Source organism: Streptomyces roseoviridis (assembly GCF_039535235.1).
In the GTDB taxonomy this organism is placed as follows: domain Bacteria; phylum Actinomycetota; class Actinomycetes; order Streptomycetales; family Streptomycetaceae; genus Streptomyces; species Streptomyces roseoviridis.
Window position 1 is genome coordinate 7181781 of record NZ_BAAAWU010000001.1, and the last position, 23923, is coordinate 7205703.

18 protein-coding genes are annotated in these 23923 nt (G+C 74.8%); 9 read left to right on the forward strand and 9 right to left on the reverse strand.

The genetic code is table 11. The features are described 5' to 3' along the window. Window positions 1-262 precede the first annotated feature (262 nt). On the reverse strand, window positions 263-1033 hold the full coding sequence (locus tag ABD954_RS32380) for an NADPH-dependent F420 reductase (RefSeq protein WP_345491467.1): 771 nt from the start codon (window positions 1031-1033) through the stop codon (window positions 263-265). A gap of 168 nt (window positions 1034-1201) precedes the next feature. Here ABD954_RS32380 and ABD954_RS32385 point away from each other — a divergent pair, with 168 nt between their 5' ends. The 3 genes from ABD954_RS32385 to ABD954_RS32395 all read left to right on the forward strand — a co-directional run bounded on the left by ABD954_RS32385 (window position 1202) and on the right by ABD954_RS32395 (window position 4746). Beyond that, window positions 1202-3568 carry a molybdopterin cofactor-binding domain-containing protein gene (locus ABD954_RS32385; RefSeq protein WP_345491469.1) on the forward strand — a complete coding sequence of 789 codons (2367 nt, stop codon included), beginning with the start codon at window positions 1202-1204 and terminating at the stop codon, window positions 3566-3568. Window positions 3569-3611: 43 nt separating this feature from the next. Further along, a complete protein-coding gene (locus ABD954_RS32390; protein ID WP_345491471.1) occupies window positions 3612-4091 on the forward strand; it encodes a (2Fe-2S)-binding protein in 480 nt (159 codons plus the stop codon). An 85-nt stretch (window positions 4092-4176) separates the two neighbouring features. After that, on the forward strand, window positions 4177-4746 hold the full coding sequence (locus tag ABD954_RS32395) for a dihydrofolate reductase family protein (RefSeq protein WP_345491473.1): 570 nt from the start codon (window positions 4177-4179) through the stop codon (window positions 4744-4746). Between the two features lie 383 nt (window positions 4747-5129). Here the strand turns inward: ABD954_RS32395 and ABD954_RS32400 are convergent, their stop codons facing one another. Together ABD954_RS32400 and ABD954_RS32405 are read right to left on the reverse strand one after the other, a co-directional pair. Beyond that, window positions 5130-6053 (reverse strand): hypothetical protein, encoded by a 924-nt coding sequence (locus ABD954_RS32400; protein ID WP_345491475.1) that lies wholly within the window; start codon window positions 6051-6053, stop codon window positions 5130-5132. After that, window positions 6053-7345 (reverse strand): VWA domain-containing protein, encoded by a 1293-nt coding sequence (locus tag ABD954_RS32405; protein ID WP_345491477.1) that lies wholly within the window; start codon window positions 7343-7345, stop codon window positions 6053-6055. The genes ABD954_RS32400 and ABD954_RS32405 overlap by 1 nt, the downstream gene beginning before the upstream one ends. A 179-nt stretch (window positions 7346-7524) precedes the next feature. Here ABD954_RS32405 and ABD954_RS32410 point away from each other — a divergent pair, with 179 nt between their 5' ends. Continuing rightward, window positions 7525-8196 carry a GntR family transcriptional regulator gene (locus ABD954_RS32410; protein ID WP_345491478.1) on the forward strand — a complete coding sequence of 224 codons (672 nt, stop codon included), beginning with the start codon at window positions 7525-7527 and terminating at the stop codon, window positions 8194-8196. 321 nt (window positions 8197-8517) lie between these two features. Here the strand turns inward: ABD954_RS32410 and ABD954_RS32415 are convergent, their stop codons facing one another. Continuing rightward, window positions 8518-9318, reverse strand: coding sequence for an endonuclease I family protein (locus ABD954_RS32415; RefSeq protein WP_345491480.1), 801 nt, complete (start codon window positions 9316-9318; stop codon window positions 8518-8520). A gap of 195 nt (window positions 9319-9513) precedes the next feature. Then, window positions 9514-12219: an FAD/NAD(P)-binding protein gene (locus ABD954_RS32420; protein ID WP_345492618.1), complete on the reverse strand. Its 2706-nt coding sequence runs from the start codon at window positions 12217-12219 to the stop codon at window positions 9514-9516. A gap of 235 nt (window positions 12220-12454) precedes the next feature. Between ABD954_RS32420 and ABD954_RS32425 the strand changes: the two genes are divergently transcribed. Beyond that, the gene (locus tag ABD954_RS32425) at window positions 12455-12916 is read left to right on the forward strand and encodes an RrF2 family transcriptional regulator (RefSeq protein ID WP_345491482.1); all 462 of its coding nucleotides are present in this window, start codon (window positions 12455-12457) and stop codon (window positions 12914-12916) included. Between the two features lie 39 nt (window positions 12917-12955). Here ABD954_RS32425 and ABD954_RS32430 read toward each other — a convergent pair whose 3' ends face one another. Continuing rightward, window positions 12956-13411: an Lrp/AsnC family transcriptional regulator gene (locus ABD954_RS32430; protein ID WP_345491484.1), complete on the reverse strand. Its 456-nt coding sequence runs from the start codon at window positions 13409-13411 to the stop codon at window positions 12956-12958. Window positions 13412-13522: 111 nt separating this feature from the next. Between ABD954_RS32430 and ABD954_RS32435 the strand changes: the two genes are divergently transcribed. From ABD954_RS32435 to ABD954_RS32445, 3 genes are all read left to right on the forward strand, one after another. Further along, on the forward strand, window positions 13523-14563 hold the full coding sequence (locus ABD954_RS32435; RefSeq protein ID WP_345491486.1) for an asparaginase: 1041 nt from the start codon (window positions 13523-13525) through the stop codon (window positions 14561-14563). Window positions 14564-14693: 130 nt separating this feature from the next. Beyond that, entirely contained in the window at window positions 14694-16184 is a 1491-nt protein-coding gene (locus ABD954_RS32440; RefSeq protein ID WP_345491488.1) for an aspartate ammonia-lyase, read from the forward strand. A 72-nt stretch (window positions 16185-16256) separates the two neighbouring features. Beyond that, complete coding sequence (locus ABD954_RS32445) at window positions 16257-16883, forward strand: DUF6197 family protein (RefSeq protein ID WP_345491490.1); 627 nt, start codon at window positions 16257-16259, stop codon at window positions 16881-16883. Between the two features lie 12 nt (window positions 16884-16895). On the opposite strand, the gene ABD954_RS32450 is transcribed toward ABD954_RS32445, so the two are convergent. Next, on the reverse strand, window positions 16896-18194 hold the full coding sequence (locus ABD954_RS32450) for a serine hydrolase domain-containing protein (RefSeq protein ID WP_345491492.1): 1299 nt from the start codon (window positions 18192-18194) through the stop codon (window positions 16896-16898). Between the two features lie 452 nt (window positions 18195-18646). On the opposite strand from ABD954_RS32450, the gene ABD954_RS32455 reads away from it, so the two are divergent. Continuing rightward, complete coding sequence (locus tag ABD954_RS32455) at window positions 18647-19933, forward strand: phosphoribosyltransferase family protein (protein ID WP_345491494.1); 1287 nt, start codon at window positions 18647-18649, stop codon at window positions 19931-19933. A 464-nt stretch (window positions 19934-20397) separates the two neighbouring features. Here the strand turns inward: ABD954_RS32455 and ABD954_RS32460 are convergent, their stop codons facing one another. Further along, a complete protein-coding gene (locus tag ABD954_RS32460; protein ID WP_345491496.1) occupies window positions 20398-20973 on the reverse strand; it encodes a TetR/AcrR family transcriptional regulator in 576 nt (191 codons plus the stop codon). Window positions 20974-21040: 67 nt separating this feature from the next. Continuing rightward, window positions 21041-23734, reverse strand: coding sequence for a SpoIIE family protein phosphatase (locus tag ABD954_RS32465; protein WP_345491499.1), 2694 nt, complete (start codon window positions 23732-23734; stop codon window positions 21041-21043). Window positions 23735-23923: the final 189 nt, after the last annotated feature.

Below are 23923 nucleotides of genomic sequence, written 5' to 3' on the forward strand. Positions count from 1 at the left end.
CGCCGCATGGGACGGCGTACCCGGATGGGGGCCGTCCGGGTACGCACCGGCGCTCGCTCTCGGCGGCCGGAACCGGGCGGCGGGACACCGCCCACCCCCGGCCGGATTCCCCGGCGCTCCGGCGATCGACCGCCGCTGGCTGGAACCGGGCGGCACGCCGCCCGCCCCCTCCGGCCGAATCCCCAACCCCCGGGCGCTCGCACCCCGCGCCGAGAGCGGGCGGCACTCCGCCCGCCCCCCGCCCCCGGCGCCCCGCAGCCCGTCAGCCCCGGAACGCCGCCGGGCGTTCCGGAGAGGCGTCCGACAGGGCCTTGCGGACCGCGTCCACGCCCGCCCGCAGGCCGTAGACGGGCGTGTCGGGCTGCTGGCGCCAGGAGTCGTCGATGCCGCCCGCGTCGACCGTGTCGAAGCCGAGCTCGTCGATGAGGGCGCGCACCGTCTTCTTCGCCACCTCGTCGTCGCCCGCGACCGGCAGGGCGATCCGCTCGGGGTCGCCGGCCGGGCGGGGGCGGTCCAGGATGTCCTGGGCGTAGGTGCCGTTGAACGCCTTGACCACGGGGTGGCCGAGCTGGCGCTCCGTCCAGCGGCTCTCGGTCAGGCCCTCGTCCTCGATGGCCGCGATACGGCCGTCGCGCTCCCGCGGGTAGTAGTTGTTGGTGTCGATGACGACGAAGCCCTCCGCCGCCCCGTCGAACAGACCGGGCGGCAGGTAGGGGACCGCCCTCAGGGGAACCGTCACCACCACGACCTCCGCGCCCCGCGCGGCCTCCGTCACCGCGACCGGCCTCGCGCCCGTCTCCGCGGCCAGGTCCTCGAGGGTGTGCGGGCCACGGGAGTTGGCGACGGACACCTCGTGACCGAGTGCCGTGAGGCGACGGGTGAGGTTTCCGCCGATGTTGCCTGCCCCGATGATGCCGATCTTCATGACCGTGCCTTTCGCATGCCGAGCTTGCCGGGTCGTCGAGTCCGCGAACGGGTGGTGTGAGGCCGTCCGTTCACGCCCTTGGCCCAACCGGCGCCGGCCGCAGGCCATTCCCGATGCCGACCGCGGGCCCTTCCCGGCGACGTGAGGGCTCGGCGCGGCCGACGTGAAAGCTGTGCCGTTTCCGCCCCGGCACAGGGCCGTTCGGGTGATGATCCACTGACCACACCCGGCCACGCCGAGCCCCGCCTCGGTTCCGTCGTCGAAAGGGCAGCGCCCATGGAAGCCCACGAGCCCGCCGCAGACCCCGAGCGGGAGGACGCGCCGCCGCGCGGCATCGGCCGCCGCCGGTTCCTCGGCTACGTGCTGGCGGCACCGACGCTCACCGTCGCCGCCCGCATCGGCGGGGACGCCCTCGCGCCCGGGGCCGCGGCGGCGGCCGTACCCGCCGCGGCCCCGGGCGTCGTCCCGTCCCTGCCGGGACCGGCCGAGATCCTCGACCTCAACGACCTGCTCACCGCCGCCGCCCTGCCCACGGCGAACCTCATCACCATCCGCCTCGACCCCGACGGCACCGCCCACTTCGCGCTGCCCCGAGCCGAGGTCGGCCAGGGCATCACCACCTCCACCGCGATGATCATCGCCGAGGAACTCGACCTCCCCCTGGACCGGATCCGGGTCACCCTCGCCGACGCCCGCCCCGAACTGCTCTTCAACCAGCTCACCGGCGGTTCCAACACCACCGTCTCCACCTTCACGCCCGTCCGGGTCGCCGCCGCCGTCGCCCGCGGCCGGCTGCTGCGCGCCGCCGCCCTGGAACTCGGCGCCGCCGTCGACACCCTCACCACGAAGGCCGGGGTCGTCACCTCCGCCGCCGGCATCCGCCTCACCTACGGCGAGCTCGCCGTCAAGGCCGCCGCCGTCTCCGACACCGCGGTCGCCGTCACCCTCAAGGACCGCGCGGACTTCCGGATCATCGGCACCGCACAGCGCCGCATCGACGCCCTCGCCGCCGTCACCGGACGCAAGACCTTCGCCATGGACGTCCAGGTCCCCGGCGCGCTGCCCACCATGGTCTGCCGCCCCCCGACGATCAACGGCACCGTCCGCTCCGTCGACAACCGGGCCGAGGTCGCGGCCATGCCCGGCATCACCGATGTCGTCACCGTCTCCACCGGCGTCGCCGTCCGCGGCCGGACCTTCGGCCAGTGCATCGACGCCGTCCGCGCGCTGAAGGTCACCTGGGGGCCCGGCACCGCCGAAGGCGCCTCCGACGCGACCGTGCTGCAGAAGCTGCGCCAGGCCGAACTCCCCCTGGCCGTACCGCCCCTCGACCTGCTCACCAAGTCCGTCGACGCCCGCTTCACCTTCCACTTCGCCAGCAACGGCGCCCTGGAGACGAACTGCGCCGTCGCCGACGTACGGCCCGGGTCGGCCGAGATCTGGGCCGGCCTCAAGTCCCCGATCGTCGCCCAGGAGGAGATCGCGCTCCGGCTCGGGCTTCCGGTGAGCGCCGTGAAGGTCCACGTCACCGAGGGCGGCGGCTCGTTCGGCCGCAAGCTCTTCCACGACGCCGCCGCCGAGGCGGCCGAGATCTCGCAGGCGATGGGCAAGCCGGTCCGGCTGATGTGGCACCGCACCGACGACTTCCGGCAGGGCCGTACGCATCCCATGGCGATCTCCCGGGTCCGCGCCACGTACGCGCTCGGCGAGGTCCTCACGTACGAGCAGCGGCACACCTCCGTCGCCACCGACTTCGGCCACGGCGTCGGCGAGATCATCACCTCCCGGGCGGCACAGCTGCCGGTCGCGGACCTCACCTTCTCCGAGACGATGTTCCAGCTCACCCAGTCGAGCCCCTACCACTTCGGCGTGACCACCCAGCTCCTGAACGAGGTCGACCACGGCTTCAACACCGGTTCCATGCGCGGCATCTACTCGCCCAACGTGCGCTGCGCCCAGGAACTCGTCGTCGACGAACTCGCCCGGCGGACGAGCCGGGACCCGCTCGCCTTCCGCCGCCGCTTCCTCAAGGACGAGCGGGCCCGAGCCGTCCTCGACAAGGTCGCCGAGACCGGCCGCTGGGGACGGCCCATGGCACCCGGCACGGCACAGGGCATCGCCGTCCACTCCGAGTACCACGCCTTCGTCGCCGTCCTCGCCGAGATCGACTGCAGCCCGGAGACCACCGGCCGGACGATCCGGGACGCCTGCACGGGACCGCGCGTCACCAGGGTCGTCTGCGCCGTCGACGTCGGCCTCGCGGTCAACCCGCGCGGCCTCGAGGCCCAGATGATGGGCGGCATCATGGACGGCATCGCCCTCACCCTCACCTCCAGCCTGCACCTGAGGGACGGCCGCTTCCTGGAGAGCAGCTGGGACAACTACTTCTACACCCGGCAGTGGAACACCCCGCCCGAGCTGGAGATCGTCGTCATGCCGTCGACCGGCGACGAGCCCGGCGGCGCGGGCGAACTGGCCGTCGCCGCCGCGAGCGCCGCCGTCGCCTGCGCCTACGGCCGGGCCACCGGCACCATGCCGACCAGCTTCCCGGTCAACCACACCGCGCCGCTGCCCTTCACCCCGGCGCCCGCCGTCCCGCCGATCCCCGCCTCCCCGACCGACGGCCGCGACCGCGCCCTCTGAGCGCGGACCGCCCCCCCCGCACACATCGAGAACAGGAGCCACCGTGCCCCAGCACACCTTCATCCTCAACGGCAGGGCCGTCACCGCCGAGGTCGAGGACGACGTCCGGCTGCTCTGGGTGCTCCGGGACGTCCTCGGCGTCACCGGACCCAAGTACGGCTGCGGCGTCGGCGTCTGCCAGGCGTGTACGAGCCACCTCAACGGCAGGGCGTTCACGCCCTGTTCCGTGCCGGTCGGGGACCTCGACGCCACCGACGAGGTCACCACCATCGAGGGACTGCCCGCCACCGTCGGCCGGGAACTGCACCCGATGCAGGAGGCGTGGCTCGACATCGACGTCGCACAGTGCGGCTACTGCCAGCCCGGGCAGATCATGACCGCCGTGGCGGCCGTACGGCGCGCCCACGAAGCCGGACGGGAGATCGACGAGGCCGACCTCGACCAGATCCGCAACATCTGCCGCTGCGGAACCTATAACCGTATCCGTGAGGCCATCAAGGAGGGCGCCCGCCGCATGGTGTGAGCCGGTACGTCCTTCGCGCGCACCGCACCCGCACCGCGTCCACCGCACCGCGGCGGCCTCCGTGACGAGAGGAAGCGTGTCCGCCATGCCCGGAAAGATCGTCCTGTTCGCCGGCGTCTCCCTCGACGGCTACACCGAGGGAGAGGGCCATGACATCGGCTGGCACCAGGTCGACGAGGAGCTGCACTCCCATTTCAACGAGGAACTCGCCGCCATGGGCGGCTTCCTCAGCGGGCGCCGCACCCACCAGCTGATGGCGGACTTCTGGCCGACCGCCGACGAGGACCCCGATCTGAGCCCCGCGATGCGCGAGTTCGCCGAGATCTGGCGGACCAAGCCGAAGACGGTCTACTCCACCACCCTGCGGCAGGCCGACTGGAACACCACCGTCGTGCCCCGCGTCGACCCGGCCGAGGTCCGGGCCCTCGCCGACGCGGCGGACGGCGACCTGACCCTCAGCGGCGCGACGCTCACCCATGCCTTCCGCGAGCACGACCTGATCGACGCGTACCAGATCTACGTCCACCCGGTCGTGGTCGGCCGCGGCACCCCGCTCCTGCGCCCCCTCGACACCCCCACCACCGTCCTGCACCTGGAACGGTCCCGGACCTTCGGCAACGGAGTGGTCCTGATGCGCTACGAGCGGCGCCGATAGCTCCCCGCGGGGACGCCCGACGGCGGGCGCGGCTCGCCGGCGCCGGACGTGCGGCCAGGCCGATGCGGGCCGGGCCGCCCGGGACGTACGGGCCCGTGGCTTCCGCTCCGCCTCGGCTGATCCGGCCGGCGTCGACCGGACCGTGCCGATGGCTCCAGGGCCCTTTCGTCCGGTCACCCGGCCCGGACGGGGGAGAGCAGGAGCCCGCGCGGGCCCTCCGGTTCGGCGCTCGCGAGCCCGGCCGCCTCCTCCGCGTCGCCCGCCTCCACCGCCGCCACCAGCGCGGCGTGCGCCTCCCCTCGCCGAACCCATGGACACCGCCCGCGAGCGGCGACGGCCCCCGCCGTCCAGGACGGCAGGGGCCGAGGGCCGGGCGAAGCAGGTCAGGCCGCGGGCGGCACCCGCGCCGGGCGGCCCGAGCCGCGCGTCAGGACGTAGCCGCCGACACCCGCGAGGGCGGCGAGCACCCCGCCCGCCGCCGTCCAGATCCAGCGGTCGGACCACCAGCCGGACGCCCAGCCGTCCTCGGGCGCCCGGGACTCCGCCGTCTCCGGCCTCGTCGCGCCGGGCACCAGCGGCACGGCGAGCGCGCCGTCCGTGGCGTAGGCCCCGCCCGTGTCGTGCGAACTCGCCGCCACCCGTGCCGAGAACGGCTGGCCCGAGTCCTCCTCGGGCAGCCCGGTCACGGTCAGCCGGACGAAGTAGCTGCCCGGCAGCGGGTCGTTCGACCAGGCGTCCGCGGCCGCCCGGACCGGACGCAGGGCGCAGGCCAGCTCCACCGTCGCGGCCGCCTTGGCGGCGACGCGGGACTGGGTGCCGTACGTGCACGGCTGCCGCCGGCGCAGCCCGTCGTAGACGTCGATCCGCCAGGCGGAGGAGCCGTGCCGCAGCGCGGTGTCCGGCAGGGTCACGGTCGCGGTGACCGTGGGCCGCTGCCCGGCGTCGGCGGGGAACACCCAGTACAGGTAGTCACCCGTGGACGCCTGCGCGGTGGCCTGCTGTCCCTGCCGGAAGAACGCGGCGGTACGGAAGGACGTGCCGGCCTCGGTCGGCCCGGCCTCGGCGGCGGCACCGCTCGCGCTGCCGCTCGGCGTCGGCGTCGCCGAGTCGGCGAGACCCGCCGGGGCGGCGGGGCCGAGCAGGACGGTACCCGCGAGCACGAGGCCCGCGGTCAGCCGGCGCGCGGAGCGCCGCAGGCCGGGTATGAGGGCGCCCGGCGTACGCGTGCCCGGTGCGGGCGCGGCCGGCGGCGTGGGCCGCGCGGACGCGGCCGGGTCGAGCGGGGGCCGCTTCGAAAGGGTGCGCATCAGTGGGTCCTCCAGACGGCGACGCGCCAGCGGGACAGCCAGCCCCAGACCAGCCCGCCGAGGAAGCCGGCCAGGACCAGGACGCCGAGCAGCCACCAGCCGCGGCCGAGGCCGAAGGAGGCGACGTCGGAGGCGGAGCCCGGGCCGTCGACGACGTCGATGGCGAGCTCGACCGGCATGCCGGGGGTGGTCCGGACGGACGGGGGAGCGGAGAAGGAGTTGCTGACCTGGAGACAGACCGTCTCGGCGGCCGGCTTCGTGTCGTCGTCCAGGGCGTCCTCGTCGGCCCGCTTCGGATAGCGCAGACCGGTCGAGATGACGTCGGTGCGTCCGTCGCCCGCCTCGGAGCCGCGGACGATCTCCCGGCCGTGCGCGGTGACGGCCCGCAGCAGCACGCCGTAGTCCTCGTTCACGGCGCGGTCGGCGGAGATGCTCACGGAGGCGCGCAGCTCCTGGCCGGGCAGCACGTCGACCCGGTACCACCGGTGCCGGCCGATGACCTGACGGTCGGTGTAGAGGCCCGGGCCCAGCGTCGGGGCGTCGGCGCAGCGCTCGGCGCCCCGGGTGGCCACGGGCGTGACCACCGGGTCGGCGGCGCGGTCGACCAGCTGCCGTACCCGGCCGGAGAGCTCCTCGGTGCGGTGCACGGAGGTGTAGGTGCCGCCGGTCGCCTCGGCGATGCACATCAGCTGGCGGCGGGTCTTGACGTCCGGGACGAGACCGAGGGTGTCGATGACGAGGTGGATGCCCCGGGCGGCGATGTCACGGGCCACCTCGCACGGGTCGAGCGGGGCGCAGGTGTCCTCGCCGTCCGTGATGAGCACGATCCGCTTGGTGGCCTCACCGCCCTTGAGGTCCTCCGCGGCGCCCAGCAGGGCGGGGCCGATCGGGGTCCAGCCGGTGGGGGCGAGGGTGGCGACGGCGGCCTTGGCCTCGGTGCGGTCGAGCGGGCCGACCGGGTACAGCTGCCGGGTGTCCTTGCAGCCGCGTTGCCGGTCCTGCCCCGGGTAGTCCGCGCCGAGGGTGCGGATGCCGAGCCGTACCTCCTGCGGCACCGCGTCCAGGACCTCGTTGAACGCCTGCTTGGCGGCGGCCATGCGGGTCTGTCCGTCGATGTCGCGGGCGCGCATCGAGCCGCTGACGTCGAGCACCAGCTCGACCTTGGGGGACTCCTTCGGCGAGTCCGTGGCCGCCGGTCCGTCGTCGGCGGAGGCGCTGGTCGGGAACAGCCCGACGGTCAGGGCGGCGAGCAGCGCGCAGGCCCCGGTCGCCAGCCGTTTTCTCGTGATCATCGGAGGATCGTAGGGATGATCGTCCGGCAATCCAAAACCGGGCGGGTGCTCGCCTCCTGAGCACGGGTCGGGGCGGGGGAGCGGAGAGCGGGGCGGACGTGACGGGGGTCGCACCTCCCGGGACGGGGAGCGGCCGCCGCGGTGGCTTACCGTGAGGTGACCGATCACCGGGAGGACAGATGACCGGGACACGGGAGGCCGGCCCCCTCGCGCCCGCCCGCGCGGGAGGCTGGCTCCGCGACCGGGTCTGCGAGGGGCTGCGCGACCGCATCATCACCGGGCGCCTCAGGCCCGGTGACCGGCTGGTCGAACGGGACGTGGCCGAGGACTTCGGCGTCTCGCGGGTCCCGGTGCGCGAGGCGATCCGCATCCTCATCGGCGAGGGCTTCCTGCAGGCCGTCTCCCAGCGCCGGATCGTCGTCCGCGAGATGTCCCGGCAGGACGTGGAGAACCTCTTCGACATGCGCGAGGCCCTGGAGGTCCTCGCCGTCCGCCGCGCCGCCGAACGGCGCACGCCCGCCGAACTGTCCACTCTGGCCCGGCTGCTCGACGAGGCCCGCGCCGCCACCGGCGCCGGCGGTCCCGAACGGCTCTCCCGCGCCAACGCCGCCTTCCACGCCCAGATCGTCCGGATGTCCCGCAACGAGCTCCTCGTCACCTCCCTCGAGTCCCTGGAGGGCCGGCTCCGCTGGCTGTTCCAGCAGGTGGACGATCCGGAGCCGCTCTGGGACGAACACCGCCTGCTGTACGAGGCGATCGGCGCGGGCGCCGCGGACGCCGCCGCCGAACTCGCCCTGCACCACGTGCGGTACTACCGCGAGGTGGCGCTGCGGCTGCTCTTCGGAGGCTGAGGGGAGGGCGGCCGACCGGGGGCGGGACCGGATCGGCGGGGCTCGGGGCCGGCGGCGACGGGGCGGCAGCGCGCGTCCCGGGCCGGGCGCCGGTCGCCGTGCGCCGGGATGGCGCCCGCCACAGGGTGTCGTGGGCGGTGATCCCGGCGGCCGCGGTCCGGCGGCGCGGCTGCCCGTGCCGCTCCCGCACCGCCTCCGGGTGCGGTGACCCCCGCCGCTCGTGGCCTCCGCGCCCACGTCGTGCCTCCCCCTCCGTATGCGGGCCGCGGGCCGGGCCACCCCGGCTGACCGGGGGAGACCGGCCCGCGGCTCACGGCGGGGCTACCAGATCGCCTCGACCCACTCCGGATGGTCGATGAACGGATTGCGGTTGCGCTGGTAGCTGTTGTAGATGACCTCGTTGCGCCGCTCCTCGAAGGCGCTCGGCGGGTCCTGCTGGTGCCACTGCTTGAGTATCGCGAGGCGGCCGTGGAAGGGGACGCTGCCGTTGGTGCTGGACTCGTTGGTCTCCAGGTCGGGCCAGGAGTCGTCGCCCTCGTAGCGCACGGCCATGTAGAGGATCATGCGGGCCACGTCGCCCTTGTCGGCGTCGCGCGGCTCGAAGGAGTTGCTGTCGGTGTAGCTGCCCGGCGCCCCGCCGACCGCGCTGCCGCCGTTGTCCCAGTCCTTGTTGCCCCGGGTGCTGTTGACCTGGACGTCGCAGGCGCGCAGGTGGTGCAGGTCGGTGCCGGGGCCGGCGGAGGTGCCGAAGCTGCCGTGGGACTGGGCCCACACGTGCTCGCGGTTCCAGTCGCCGACGTCGCCGCCGCTGAGGCTCTTGCTGCGCGAGGAGCCGCTGTAGAGCAGCAGCACGTTGCTCGTGTTGTTGGGGTCCTGGTCGGTGACCTTCAGCGCGTTCCAGACCGCGTCGTACGAGATCTTGTTCTGGCTGCTGATGATGGTGTGCAGCGAGGACTTGAGGCTCGAACCGGTCTTGCCGATGGCGTTGCGGTAGTACGTGCTGTCGTAGGCGTCGGTCGTGGCGCCGGCGGGAGTCGCGGTGACCGTAGGAAGGGTGAGGCCGACGAGGACGGCGGACATCGCCGCCCAGGTCCTCCACTTGCTCCTCTGCACAACGGACATGGGGGGCCCTTTCCCGGGGACGGCACGCGCGGGAACACCGCCCGGGCTCAAGCGGACGGTGTTCTACGCGTGTTGAATCGGTGTCACCGGGAGAGTGGCACGAGCGGGTGGCTTGTCGTGTAACGGTCAGAAGGCTTTTCCGTGACGTTCTGACATACGGCACAACCCCGTGCCGGGCACCGGGACGGCCCCGGGTCAGGCACCGAGCCCGGCAAGGCGCCGCAGGTCGAGGGGCGAGTCACGGCGGTCGAGACGCTCCTCCAGGAGACGCCGCGCCCGGTCGCCCTGGCCCGCCTCGACCAGCGCGTACAGCAGCGTCTCCTCGACGACCTCCCGCTGGGCCGCGCTGCCGCCCACCCGGCGCAGCGAGGGCAGCAGCGCGTTCAGCCGCTCCGCCGCCGTCGCCCACTCCTCCTCCAGGACCGCCTCCAGGGCAGCACACAGCGGTACGACGACCTCCCGCTGCACCACATCCGCCCCGGCCGCGTGGCCGCGCAGCCGGCGCAGGGCCGCCAGGTCGCCCGCGGCGGTGAGGGCGAGGGCGCTGTGGAGCGCGGTGAAGGCGGTCGACGGGCGCTCGACCAGGTCGCGCTCGACCGCGTCGAGGACGCCGTCGACGGGCACCCGCCCGCTCCAGTTCCGGCACATCCGGGCCCGCCACAGCAGGGAACCGGAGTCGACGAGCGCCCGCACCCCGCCCACCTGGCCCGGGGCGAGCTGGGCGAACCAGCGGCGGCGCACGGCCTCGGCGTCGTCGAGTGCCAGCTCGTGCAGCGCCACGTGCCAGGAGAAGTGCGCCCGGTGCACGGCGCCCCGCCCGTGCCCGCCGATCCAGCCGTCCAGCCACTCCCGGCCCACGCGGTGCGCCCCGGACTCGTAGTGCACGTGGGCCAGCGCGTGCACCGCGTGGCCGGAAGCGGGCTCCTCGGCGAGCGCGGCACGCGCGAGCTCGCCCGCCTCGTCGATCCGGCCCTGCTCCTGGCGGACGAAGGCCAGGAGCGAGGTGTGGAACCAGTGGCCGTCGTAGACGGACGCGGTGCGCTCCACCAGGCGCAGGGCCAGCGTGCCGTCGAGGTCGCCCACCCCGGCGAAGGCGATCGTGGGAACGGCGATCCCCAGCGCGAACGCGTCCCCCGGGAAACGCTCCAGATGGGCGATCAGCGCCGTGTCCCCGTCCGAGACGCCCGAAGGGCCGTTTGAGGAGCAGCCCGCCCCGGGCGTCGTCTCGTGGTCCCGGATGCGGCGCGTGACGACATCGACGAACGACCGCTCCCGTTCGTCCCCGCGCTCGCGCACACTGCGCCGGGCGTCCGCGAGCGCCCGGGCGACGTCGACGTCCGCCCCGCCCTCGTGCCCCAGCAGGGCCAGCGCGGCGTGCCCGAGCGCGAAACCGGGATCGAGCTCCGTGGCCCGGGCGAACGCCTCGGCCGCCTTCGCCCGTACGGTGATCACCCGGCCGAGCCCGGAGCGGAAGGCCGCCGCCGCGGCCGCGTGCGTGGACAGCGGCAGGCCGAACTGGTCGGTGGGCCGCCGCCGTGCCGGCCGCCGCGTGCTGCGGCCGAGGGGAGCCAGGAGGGCCTCGGCGACCTCCTTGGCCTGGCCGCGGATCTCCGGGATCGCCGTCGTCTCCCACAACTCGCCCCGGCGCGGCGCGCCCAGGGTGAACAGCGGCCGGCCCGTGCCGCCCCGCGCGTCCCGCAACCGCCCCGCGTCGGTGGCCACGCCGATGCCCAGCGGTCCGGGCACGGCCAGCCCTCCGGTGAGCAGACCGCTCCACAGCGGATCGCCGTCGGCATCGGCCCGCAGCCCGGGGCCCGTGCAGTCCACCACCCACGCCACCCGCAGCTCGCGCCCCCCGGACAGCGCGACGGCGAGGCCGCCGTCCCCGTCCGGCACCGCGCCGGTGACCCGGCCCGCGTGCACCCGCAGCCTGCGCGCCGCCCGCGCCCGGGCGACCGCCTCGGCCGTGGCGGGGGCCATCCGGTGCCGGTGGACGTTCCACGGCGTGGCGTCCCGACCCAGGAACTCCGCCCGTTCGTCATCGGCGAGGCCCTGCCAGAGCTGCCCGATCCACGGACGCAGCCCGTCGAACGCGGGCCGCCAGTCGCCGTGCGCGCGGCGGGTCCCGGCGACGTACCGCAGCACCGCCCGGCGCAGCGCCGGGAACGGCAGCACCGCCAGGTCCGGGGGCGGCGGTACGGCGGGCAGCGGGGCCAGCGCGTGCGCCTGCGGCAGCAGCCCGGTGCGGGAGACGGCGTGCACGGTCCGGCCGGGCCGGTCCAGCACCAGGGCGAGGTCGACGGCGGTCAGACCGGTGCCCACGAGCAGGACGTCGTCGAAGGGGCCCACGCCGGCGAGCGCTCCGGGCGCCCAGGGGCGGGCGACGAACCGGTCGGAGCCGGTGAGCCCGTCCGGGGCCCAGTCGGCCCGGCCCGCCGCGGGCCCGGTGGCGAGCACCACGCCGTCCGCCGTCACCGTGCCGCCGTCCCCGAGGCGGAGCTCCAGCCGCCCTCCGGGCGCGTCGGAGAGGCCCGTCGCGCGGGTCCGCAGCCGCCGTACGGACACCGTGCCGTGCGCCGCGATGATGGCACGCCCCAGCGTGTCGGCGAGATAGGAGCCGTAGCGGTGGCGGGAGGCGAAGTCCGCGTCCCGGACGGTGGGTTCGCCGTGCGCGCAGAGCCAGCGTCGGAAGTGCCCGGGGTCGTCCGGATAGCAGCTCATCCCGCCGACCGGCACGTTGAGCCGGTGCTCGGGGACCTCGGTGGCGTACGCGGTGCCGCGGCCCGCCTCGGGCGCCGGGTCGACGAGGACCAGGTCGAGCGGCGTACGCCGGCGGGTCGCCGTCTCGCAGACCTGGACGGCGACGAGGGCGCCCGCCGCTCCCGCGCCGACCACGGCCACGGTCGGTCGGGCGGAGGCGGACGGGGCGGACTGCGGGGCTGCGGCGGACACCACGGGCACCTCCGGGTCGGAGCGGCTACGGCACGGGCACGGCACGAGCGTTGTTCACTATGTCGATGAACAAAATGAACGGGCAACGCGGGTTTTGGCCAAGAGCGCGCCGCAGCGGGGACTCTGACGGCTCATGAGCGGCGGAGGCGCGCCGGAGGAGCGTCCCTCGTGAGACATTGAGCCGGTGAGGATCTCTGCGCGAACGGACTACGCCATCCGGGCCATGGCGGAGCTGGCCCGCTCCCCGGAACGGCCGCTGAAGGCCGAGGACATCGCCGGACGCCAGGACATCCCGGTCCGCTTCCTCTTCGTCGTGCTCAGCGAACTGCGCCAGGCCCGCCTGGTGGCCAGCGTCCGCGGCCCGGAAGGCGGCTACTCGCTCACCCGCGCGCCGGACGCGATCACCCTCGCCGACGTCATCCGGGCGATGGACGGACCGCTCGTCAGCGTGCGGGACCTGAAACTCACGAGCCTCGAATACCAGGGCGCGGCGGCCCCGCTGCCGGACGTGTGGCGCGCGGTGCGCACCAGCCTGCGCCAGGTCCTGGAGTCGACGACCCTCGCGGACCTGGCGGGCGGCGAGCTGCCCGATCTGGTGCGGGAGCGCGCCCGCGCCTACCGGGACGACGTACGGACCTATCCGTAGCACGGGCCGGCCGGTGGCGTGCCCGGCCGGCCGGGTGCGTCAGCGTTCGACCGGAAGTCCGCGGGGCTCCTTGACCCGCTTCATGATGATCTGCGAATTGACCTCCGTGACCCCGGCGAGGGTCGTCAGCCGCTCGATCCACAGCCGCTCGTACGCCGCGAGGTCGGCGACCGCGATGCGCAGCAGGCAGCCGGGGCTGCCGAAGAGCCGGTACGCCTCGATCACGTCCGGGATGTCCTGGAGCGCCTCCTCGAACGCCTCCACCGTCTCGCGGTCGCGCTTCACCTCCACCGAGACCAGCACCTCGAAGCCCCGCCCGACCGCCTCCGGGTCGATGACCGCGCGATAGCCCTGGATCACCCCGTCCTGCTCCAGCTGCCGGACCCGCCGCATGCAGGGGGAGGGGCTGAGGCCGACCCGCTGGGCCAGCTCCTGGTTGCTCAACCGGCCGTCCTGCTGGAGCTCGCGCAAGATATGGAGATCGATTCGGTCCATGGCGCAATTATCCACCACGGAGTTCATGATTCCAGGGTCATTTCGCAATCGCATTGCGTGACGGTTGGCCTATCGTTGCCGCGCACACCTCCAGGGAAGGACAGCACGCTCATGAAGTGGACGCGCGACGCCCGGCCGCGCCGCATCGTGGTCATCAGCACCGGCGGCACCATCGCCAGCCGCTGGACCGGCAGCGGATACGCCGCCGACGCCTCGGGTGACGACGTCGTGGCCACGGCCGCGGTCCCCGACAACGTCGACGTGGAGGTCATCGACCTCTTCAACGTCAACAGCTCCCGGATGACCACCGAACGCCAGCTGCTGCTGCTGCGCACCGTCCACGAGACGCTCGCCGACCCCGGCGTCGACGGCATCGTCGTCACCCACGGCACCGACACCCTGGAGGAGTCGGCCTTCTTCCTGGACCTGCACCACGCCGACCCCCGGCCGGTCGTCCTCACCGGCGCCCAGCGCCCCTTCGGCACGGGCGACGGCGACGGCCCCGGCAACCTCTACGACGCGCTCCAGGTCGCCGCCACCGTCCACGGCCTCGGCGTCCTCGTCGTCTTCGACGGTCTCGTCCACGCCGCCCGCGGCACCGTCAAGACCAAGACTCTCGCCTCCGACCCGTTCGCCGACCCCTCCGGCGAGCGCGTCGGCCGCCTCGGCTTCGGCCAGGTCGACATCGAGCGCGAGCCCGAGCGCCCCGCGCCGCTGCCGCTGCCCGCAGAGGGCCGGCCGCTGCCCCGCGTCGACATCGTCACGCACCACTCCGACGCCGACCCGGTCCTCTTCGAGGCGGCCGTCGCCGCCGGGGCCCGCGGCATCGTCCTCGTCGGCACCGGTGCCGGCAACGCCACCCCGGAGATCGCCGGGGCCGTCGCCCGCGCCGTCGACCAGGGCGTCCACGTCGTCCTGTCCACCCGCGTCGCCTCGGGTCCCGTCGCCGAGGTCTACACGGGCGGCGGCGCCGTCGACCTGGCCGCCGCCGGCGCGGTCCTCGCCGGGACCCTGCGCCCCGGCCAGGCCCGGATAGCCCTGCTCACCGCGCTCCTCGCCGAGGTGCCCTCGCCCGAGCGCCGCACCACCCTGCTCCGCACCCTCCTCGAAGGCCCGGTCCGCGCCGAGTCCGCCTTCGCCGTCGCGCACTGAGCCGTTCGCGAGCCGCCGGGGCCCCTCGCGGCCGGGCCCCGGACCGTGCGCCCGCCGGGGCCCCTCGCGGCCGCGCTCCGGGCCGCATCCCTTCCGCCGTCCTCCTCCCCCCGCGTAAGGCACCGTCACCGTGATCCCCGCTCCACAGCACACCGCCCCCGAGCCCGCCGCCCCCGAGCCGGACGTCGAGCCGGATGCCACCGCCGGCCGGGGCGCCGTCCGGCGCGAGCACGACCTGCTCGGCGACCGGGACGTCCCCGCTCACGCGTATTGGGGCATCCACACCCTGCGCGCCACCGAGAACTTCGCCATCACCGGTACCCCGATCTCCGTCTACCCGCAGCTGATCGACGCGCTCGCCGCCGTCAAGGAGGCCGCCGCCCTCGCCAACGAGGAGCTCGGCCTGCTGCCCGCCGGCAAGACGGCGGCCATCGTCGCCGCCTGCCGGGAGATCCGGGGCGGCGCGCTGCACGGCGAGTTCGTCGTCGACGTCGTCCAGGGCGGCGCCGGCACCTCCACCAACATGAACGCCAACGAGGTCGTCGCCAACCGGGCCCTGGAACTCCTCGGCCACGCCAAGGGCGAGTACCACCTGCTGCACCCCAACGAGGACGTCAACCTCGGCCAGTCCACCAATGACGTCTACCCGACCGCCATCCGCATCGCCGCCATCGGCGCCGCCCGCGACCTGCTGCGCGCGATGGCCGTCCTCCAGGACGCCTTCGCCGAGAAGGCCGTCGAGTTCGGCACCGTCGTCAAGATGGGCCGCACCCAGCTCCAGGACGCCGTGCCCATGACGCTGGGCCAGGAGTTCTCCACGTACGCCGTGATGCTGGAGGAGGACCGCGGGCGGCTGGCCGAGGCGATCGAGCTGATCCACGAGATCAACCTCGGCGCCACCGCCATCGGCACCGGTCTCAACGCCGCCCCCGGCTACGCCGAGACCGCCCGCCGTCACCTCGCCGGCATCACCGGACTGCCCCTGGTGACCTCCGCCAACCTGGTCGAGGCCACCCAGGACTGCGGCGCCTTCGTGCAGCTCTCCGGCGTCCTCAAGCGGATCGCCGTGAAGCTCTCCAAGACCTGCAACGACCTGCGGCTGCTCTCCTCCGGCCCGCGCGCGGGATTCGGCGAGATCAACCTGCCGCCCGTCCAGGCCGGTTCGAGCATCATGCCCGGCAAGGTCAACCCGGTCATCCCCGAGGTCGTCAACCAGGTCGCCTTCGAGGTGATCGGCAACGACATGACCATCACGATGGCGGCGGAAGGCGGCCAGCTCCAGCTCAACGCCTTCGAGCCGGTCATCTTCCACGCCCTGTCGAAGAGCCTGACCTCGCTCAGGGCGGCCTGCCTCACCCTCGCCGAACGCTGTGTCACCGGCATCACCGCCAACACCGAGTCCCTGCGCCGAAGCGTCGAGAACTCCATCGGGCTGGCCACCGCGCTCAACCCGTACCTCGGCTACACGGCCGCGACCGCCATCGCCCAGGAGGCCCTGGCCACGGGCCGCTCGGTCGCCGAGCTCACCCTGGAGAAGGGCCTGCTCCCGCCCGAGCGGCTCGCCGAACTGCTCACGCCGGAGCACCTCACGGGCACGGCGGGCGGAGTGCTGAGGACCTGAGGCTCAAGGCAGCGGGCGACGAAGCCGACATTTCTACCGATAGAGGTATGAATCAGTCGTGGAGTCGCCCGCATGCCGAACCCCGCCGTCATCCCCGCCGCCACGCCCACCACCCCGGACGAGCTCGACCGCGAAGCCGCCGCCCTGCTCGACACCGCGGCCTGGCAGGAGATCGTGGCCCGCTGGGCCGAGGCCCCGCCCGTTCGGGAGGAGGCGGCCGACTGGCGGCGGCTGCTGTCCGTCCCGGTGGACCGGCTCGTCGCCGACGCCCTCGCCGCCCTCGACGCCCGGCCCGCGCCCGAGCCCGTCGAACGGCCGCTGCCCGGACGCCTCGGCGCGATCCTGCCCGACCGGCTGCACGCCTGGCGCCGCATCGGCAGCCCCGACGTGAGTCCGTCGGTCCACCTCGCCCACGCCCGGCGGGTCCTGACCACCTGGGGGTGGCAGAACACCCCGTACAAGCTCCGCGACCGGCGCGGCGCGCGCTGCGTCTGCGGGGCGATGCTCGCCGCCCACCGGCTCGGCTACGGCAGCGCCGCCACCATGAACGAGGCCGGGGCCTGGATGCTCGAAGAGCTCCGCTCCCGCGGCTGGACCGAGCTCATCGGCCCCTGGAACCGGGCCCCGGGCCGTACCGCGGCGGACGCGCTCGCCCTGGTGGACGCCACGATCCGCCGCGCGGCCCGGGCCGGTCGCTAGGAGGCCGGGACCCTACGGCCGGACGCCCGGCAGACGGTCGACCAGCGGCGGCAGGCCGGCCGTGACCGGCGGGACGGCGGAGCGCAGGCCCTCGGCGGGCGCGGAGGCGCCGCCGCTCAGGGCGCCGTCGACGAACGCGTACAGCGCCGGTGTGACCGGATCGGGCAGCGGACGGCCCTGCTCGTCGAAGCGCTGGTACTTCATCAGGTTCCACGCCACGGTCACCTGACGGCGGCCGTCCTCCGTGGCGAGCGACCACGTGCCCGCGCCGAACACCGCGCCGTCATGGCCCCAGTACCAGCCGCCGCTCGGCATCTTCAGCGTGTACAGGCCGAGCCCGTAGCGCATCGCGGGCTCCTCGCCGGGCTCCGTCTCGTGCGCCGGGACCGTCGTCTTCATCGCGCGCAGCGCGGCCGGCCCGAGCAGCCTGCCGCCCAGGAGCTTGCGGTAGAAGGTGTTGAGGTCGTCCGTCGTCGACACCAGGGCGCCGGCCGTGCCGCCCCACGACATGTCGTACGTGCTGTAGTCGCGCGGCGGGTCGATCAGACCGAAGAACGACTCGTACATCCCCGCGTGCGGCCCCTTGATCGAGGGGGAGGCGGGGAAGTAGGTGTGGCGCAGGCCCGCCCGGCGTATGACGTGACGGGTGATGTACGCCTCGGGGTCCTGGCCCGTCACCCGCTCCAGGATGAGCCCCGCGAGGATGTAGTTGGTGTTGGAGTAGGAGTGCTTCCCGCGCTCCTTCACCGGCGGGGCGGCCAGACCGAGCCGGGCCAGCTCCTCCGGAGCGAGGCGCCGGAGCCGGTTCTCGTCGAGCGTCCGGCCCGGGTCCTGGAGCAGTCCGGGGAAGGCGGGCAGGATGTAGTCGGCGATGCCGCTCGTGTGGTTGAGCAGCATCCGGACCGTCACCTTCTCGCCGCGCTCGCCGGTGACGAGGTCCGGGAGGTAGCGGCCGACGGGCGCGTCCAGGTCGATCCGGCCGCGTTCCACCTGCTGGAGCACCGCCACGGCCGTGAAGGTCTTGGTGATGCTGCCGACCCGGTGCTCGAAGTCCGGTGCCATGGGGCGCCCGGCGGCCGGATCGGCGAGGCCCGTGGCGCCCCGCCACCGCGCCGAGCCGTCCCGGACCGCCGCGAACGCCCCGTACATGCCGGCGGCGTGGAAGGCGTCGAGCGTGTCGCGCAGCGCCGCACGGTCCAGCGCGGGCCGGTGCCGCTCCGCGACCGCGCTCATCGGCGCCGCTCCCGTGGCGTCGGCGGCCTGGGCCGGGAGCACGCCCACGGACAGGGCGAGCAGGGCGGCCGAGACCACGGCCGTCGTCCGGGCCGGGCGCGGGCCCCTTAAGCGAGAGGAGCGAGAGGAGTGCTCGGGGCGCGGGGAGCGCGTGGAGTGCATGAGGTGGTTCCCCCTTGGTCGGTCGTCTCGTCGGTCGTCCGCGCGCGGCCGGCGCACGGACCGCCATCCTCACCGCTCCGCACCGCGCGCCGCGTCCCTCCCCGGGACGATCATGATCATCGGTACGCATGACGCCCGGAGGGCTAGCCTGGGTGTATGGGCGGCGACGGTCCGACCGGACCGTTCCTCCGCGGCGACGTCATGCCCGGCCGGGGAACCGACCGGATCCTTCCCCGTCCCCTCGACCCGGCCCCGCCCGAGCGGTACGTCCGCTACGCCCGCGACGTCCGCGACGACGTGGCCGTGCCGCAGCCGGGGGTGACCCCGTCCGCGGCGGTCCGGCGGACACGGGCCAGGAAGGCGCACCCATGTACTTCACCGACCGCACCGACGCCGGCAGACAGCTCGCCGAGCGCCTCTTCGGCCTCAGGGACCGGGACGCGGCCGTCCTCGGGCTGCCGCGCGGGGGAGTGCCCGTGGCGGCCGAGGTCGCCGACGCGCTCGGCGCGCCCCTGGACATCTGTCTGGTACGGAAGCTGGGCGTGCCGTCCCAGCCCGAGCTCGCCATGGGAGCGATCGGCGAGGACGGCGTGCGCGTCCTCAACGACGAGGTGATCGCCCGGACCGGCGTGTCCGGCCGCGACCTCGCCGAGACCGAGCGCCGTGAACGGGCCGTGCTCGAGGAACGGGCCCGCCGCTACCGGGGCGCCCGCGCACCGGTCGACCTCACCGGCCGCACCGTCGTCGTGGTCGACGACGGCTTCGCCACCGGCGCCACCGCGCTCGCCGCCTGCGAGGTGGTACGGGCCCGGGGCGCCGCCCGGATCGCGCTCGCCGTGCCGGTCGCGCCCCGCGGCTGGACCGCCCGGGTCGCGGGCTTCGCCGACGAGACGTACTGCGTGCGCGAACCCGTCACCTTCTACGCCATCGGCCAGTTCTACCAGGACTTCTCGCAGACCCCGGACGAGGAGGTCGTGGCCCGGCTCGAACGGCGGCGAGGCGGAAGCGCCGCGGGAGGCAGCGGCGGCGAGGACACCGAGGTCCGCATCCCGCTCGGCGCCACGGAGGCGGGCGGACGGCTCACTGTCCCCGCTGACGCGACCGGCGTCGTCCTCTTCGCGCACGGCAGCGGCAGCAGCCGGCACAGCCCCCGCAACCTCGCGGTCGCCGCAGCCCTGCACCGCGCCGGGCTCGGCACGCTCCTCTTCGACCTGCTCGCCGACGACGAGGCCGCCGACCGGACCCGTGTCTTCGACACCCCGCTGCTCGCCGCGCGCCTGCGCCGGGCCACCGACTGGCTCGCCGCCCGCCCCGGCGCCGGCGGCCTGCCGACCGGCTACTTCGGGGCCAGTACGGGCGCGGCCGCGGCGCTGTGGGCCGCCGCCGAACCCGGCAGCACCGTCGCCGCCGTCGTCTCCCGCGGCGGCCGGCCCGACCTGGCCGACGCGCGCCTTCCTGAGGTCACCGCGCCGACCCTGCTCGTCGTCGGCGGCGCCGACCCGCTCGTCCTCGACCTCAACCGCCGGGCGGAACGGCGGCTGCGCTGCGAGCACCGGCTGGTCACCGTCCCCGGCGCCGGACACCTCTTCGAGGAGCCGGGCGCCCTGGAACGGGTGGGCGAACTCGCCGCCGACTGGTTCGCCGCACGGCTGTGAGCGCGCGGACCGGGCACGGCGAAGGGCCGGGCTCGGGGTGAAGGGGTCCGGCGCGGGCGAAGGGCCGGGCTCGCGGTGAAGAGGCCGGCGCGGGCGAAGGGTCGGGCTCCGGCCGAGGGGCCGGGTTTCCGGCCGGGCTCAGGTGTCCGGTCGGCCTCGGGTGCCCGGTCGGCCTCGGTAGTCCGACCCGGGCTCGGGCGTCCGGTCGGCCTCGGTGTCCGACCCAGGCTCAGGTGTCCGGTCGGCCTCGGGTGTCCGGTCGGCCTCCGGTGCCCGGTCGGCCTGGGTGTCCGACCCAGGCTCAGGCGTCAGGTCGGCCTCGGTGTCCGACCCGGGCTCGGGCGTCCGGTCGGCCTGGGTGTCCGACCCGGGCCCAGGCGTCCGACCGGGCTCGGGTGTCCGGTCGGGCTCAGGTTTCCGACCCGGGCTCAGGAGTCCGGTCGGCCTCGGTGTCCGATCCGGGCTCAGGCGAAGACGATGCGGTCGACCGCAGCGCCGATCAGGGCGTCCCGCTCCTCCTCCGAGAAGACCTCCGGCAGCGTCAGCTGCTCCACGATCAGCCAGTTGAGGGTCAGCATCAGCAGCTTGACCGCCGTCGCGTCACCGGGCAGACGGGTCGACTCGTGGTACGTCACGTTCTGCTCGACGTCCGCGCGCACCCGCTCGGTCAGGACGGCGCGCAGCTCCGGGCGCCGGGTGGCCTCCAGGCGCAGTTCCAGCAGGGCCAGGTAGCCGGTGCGGAAGGAGCTGACCCGGCCGACGAGGTCCCGCATCAGGCGCGTGTACGTCTCGCGGTCCGCGCTCGCCGTCCGGTGCGCGGCCAGCGTCTCCTCGTCGGGCTGCAGCCGCTCGTAGACGCGGGCGCCCGCCTGGGTCAGCAGGTCGTCCCGGTTGGCGAAGTAGTTGGAGGCGGTGCCGGGCGGCACACCCGCCTCGGTGTCCACGGCCCGGAAGGTCAGACCCCGGGCACCCTCCCGGGCCAGCACCTCGATCGCGGCGTCGACCAGCGCCGCCCTGCGCTCCGGGTTCCTGCGCGCCACCGTCCACCACTCCCGTCAGCCGGCACGACTACTCCGGGGAGAGTACTACGAGCGGAGTGCACCGCACTCACCAGGCGAGGTCCTCCAGGGCGTCCGGATCGAGCAGCGGCACCGCCGGGCCCGCGCCCGGCCCGTCCTGGGAGACGGGCAGCTCGGCCCAGATCGTCTTGCCCCGGCGCGCGTACCGGGTGCCCCAGCGCTGCGCGAACTGGGCCACCAGGAACAGCCCCCGGCCGCCCTCGTCGGTGTCCGTCGCGTGCCGCAGATGCGGCGACGTGCTGCTGCCGTCGGACACCTCGCAGATCAGCACCCGGTCGTACACCAGCCGGACCCTGACCGGCGGCCGACCGTACCGGATCGCGTTGGTGATCAGCTCGCTCAGGACCAGCTCCGCCGTGAATCCGACGTCCTCCAGGCCCCATTCGGCGAGCCGCGCCGCCGCCGCGTTGCGCACCGGTGCCACGGCGGACGGATCCGACGGCACCTCCCACTCCGCGATCCGGTCCTGCGGGATCCGGCGGGCGCTCGCCACCAGCAGCGCGATGTCGTCGGACGGCACCGGGAACAGCAGCGCGGCGAGCACGTCCGCGCAGATCTGCTCCGGCGTCCGGTCGGGCCGCGCCAGCGTCCTGCGGAGCAGACCGAGACCGGTGTCGAAGTCCCGGTGACGGTCCTCCAGGAGGCCGTCGGTGAAGAGCACCAGGGTGCTGTCCGGCTCCAGCTTCAGCCGCGCGGACGCGAACGGCCGGTCGCCGAGGCCGAGACCGAGCGGCAGTCCGGGCGGCAGCGCGGGGAACTCCACGCTCCCGTCGGGCCGCACCAGCGCGGGCCCCGGATGGCCCGCGCTCGCCATCGTGCACACACCGGTGGTCGGATCGTAGATCGCGTACAGACAGGTCGCTCCCGCGGTGCCCTCCGCGCCGCCGTCGCCGTCCGCGTCGCTCCCGTCGTCCTCCCTCCCCGGCTCGTTCTCCTCGCCGATCCGGTCGATCAGCTCGTCCAGATGGGTCAGGAGCTCCTCCGGCGGCAGATCGAGCGTGGAGAAGTTCGCCACCGCCGTGCGCAGCCGCCCCATCGTGGCCGCCGCGTGCAGCCCGTGCCCCACCACGTCCCCGACGACGAGCGCCACGCGCGCCCCCGGCAGCGGGATGACGTCGAACCAGTCGCCGCCCACCCCCGCCTTCGCGGGCAGGTACCGGTAGGCGACCCGCATCGCGTTCTGCTCCGGCAGCACCCGCGGCAGCAGGCTGCGCTGCAGCGCCACCGCCATCGAGTGCTCGCGCGTGAACCGCCGCGCGTTGTCGATCGCCAGCGCCGCCCGCGCCGCCAGCTCCTCGGCGAACGACAGGTCCTCCTCCCCGAAGGGCTCGGGGGTGTCGCGGCCGCGCCAGAAGTTGGCCATCCCGAGCACCACCCCGCGGGCCAGCAGCGGCACGGTGAGCAGCGAGTGCAGACCGTAGGCCAGCGCCTGCGCCGCGCCCTCCGGGTCCTGGGCCCGCCAGCCCTGCGCGGAGGCCAGGTCGGCCTGGAGCACGGCCCGCCCCTCGTCGAGGGCCGAGGCCATGGGCGTGGTCGGCACCACGAAGCGGATCAGGTCGCCCACCGGTTGCAGCGGCGTCTCCGGGCGCACCCCGCTCAGCGCCGTGCGCCGCATCTCCGTGTGCACGCCGGAGGGCTCCTCGCCGCGCATCACCGGGTCCAGGAGCTCCACCGTCACGAAGTCGGCGAACCGCGGCACCGCCACCTCCGACAGCTCCTCCGCCGTGCGCACCACGTCCAGCGTCGTCCCGATCCGCGTGCCCGCCTCGTACAGCAGCCGCAGCCGGCCGCGCGCCACCTCGGCCCGGCCGGTCAGCGCGGACAGCTCGGTCGTGTCGCGCAAGGTCATGACGCAGCCGCCCGCACGGTCCCCGGTGGGGCGCACGTTCACGGCGAGCAGCCGGTCACCGGCGAGGTGCACCTCGTCCGTCGCGGGGCGTCCGGACAGCAGCAGCGCGGCCGTCCGCGGCTCCAGACCCAGCTCCCGGACGTGGCGGCGCTCGGCGTCCGGCGGCAGCTTCAGCAGGCGGCGCGCCTCGTCGTTGGCGAGGAGCAGCAGCCCGTCGCCGCCGACGATGACGACGCCCTCCTTCACCGAGTGCAGGACCGCCTCGTGATGCTCCTTGAGGCGGGTCATCTCCGCCGGGCCGAGGCCGTGGGTCTGTCTCCGCAGCCGGTGGCTCACCAGGCCGGCGCCGCCCACGGCGAGGGCCAGGCCGCCCGCCGCGGCGCCGAGCAGCAGCGGCAGCCGGCCCTCGACGGCATTGCCGACGGTCTCGACCTCGATGCCGCTGCTGACCATGCCGACGACCGTCCCGTTCTCGTCGCGGACCGGGACGACCGCCCGCACCGCGTCGGTCGGCGCGCCGTGGTAGATCTCGGTGAACGACTCGCCGGCCGCGGCCCGCGCGATGTCGCCGTGGGCGCGCTGCCCGATGAGGGACGGGTCGGAGTCGGTGTAGCGCGCGCCGTTGGGGGCGAGCACGGCGATGAAGTCGACCCCGGAGCCGACCCGGGCCGCCTCCGCGCGGGGCTGGAGCACCGCGGTCGGGTCGTCGGAGCGCAGCGCCTCCACCAGGCCGGGCGCGTGGGCGAATGCCTCCGCGACGGCCAGCGAGCGGTTGCGGGCGTTGCGTTCGCTGTCGTAGCGGCCCTGCAGGACGAGGGCGAGCGCCGCCGCGGCCACGATCAGCAGCGCGATGACCGCCTGCAGGGCGAACACCTGGCCCGCGACGCTCCGCAACCCGCTGGCCCGCCCCCCCCGGATCCACGGGCGGGCCGCTCCGCGCCTGGCGTCACGCTGCGCTCCTTCCCGCCCTGCTCGCCGGGGCTTCCTTCCATGCTGCCCCCGGTGCGACCGACAGGGAAAACGGGGGACCGCCACGGAGAGCGACGGGGCGGGGAGCAGGCG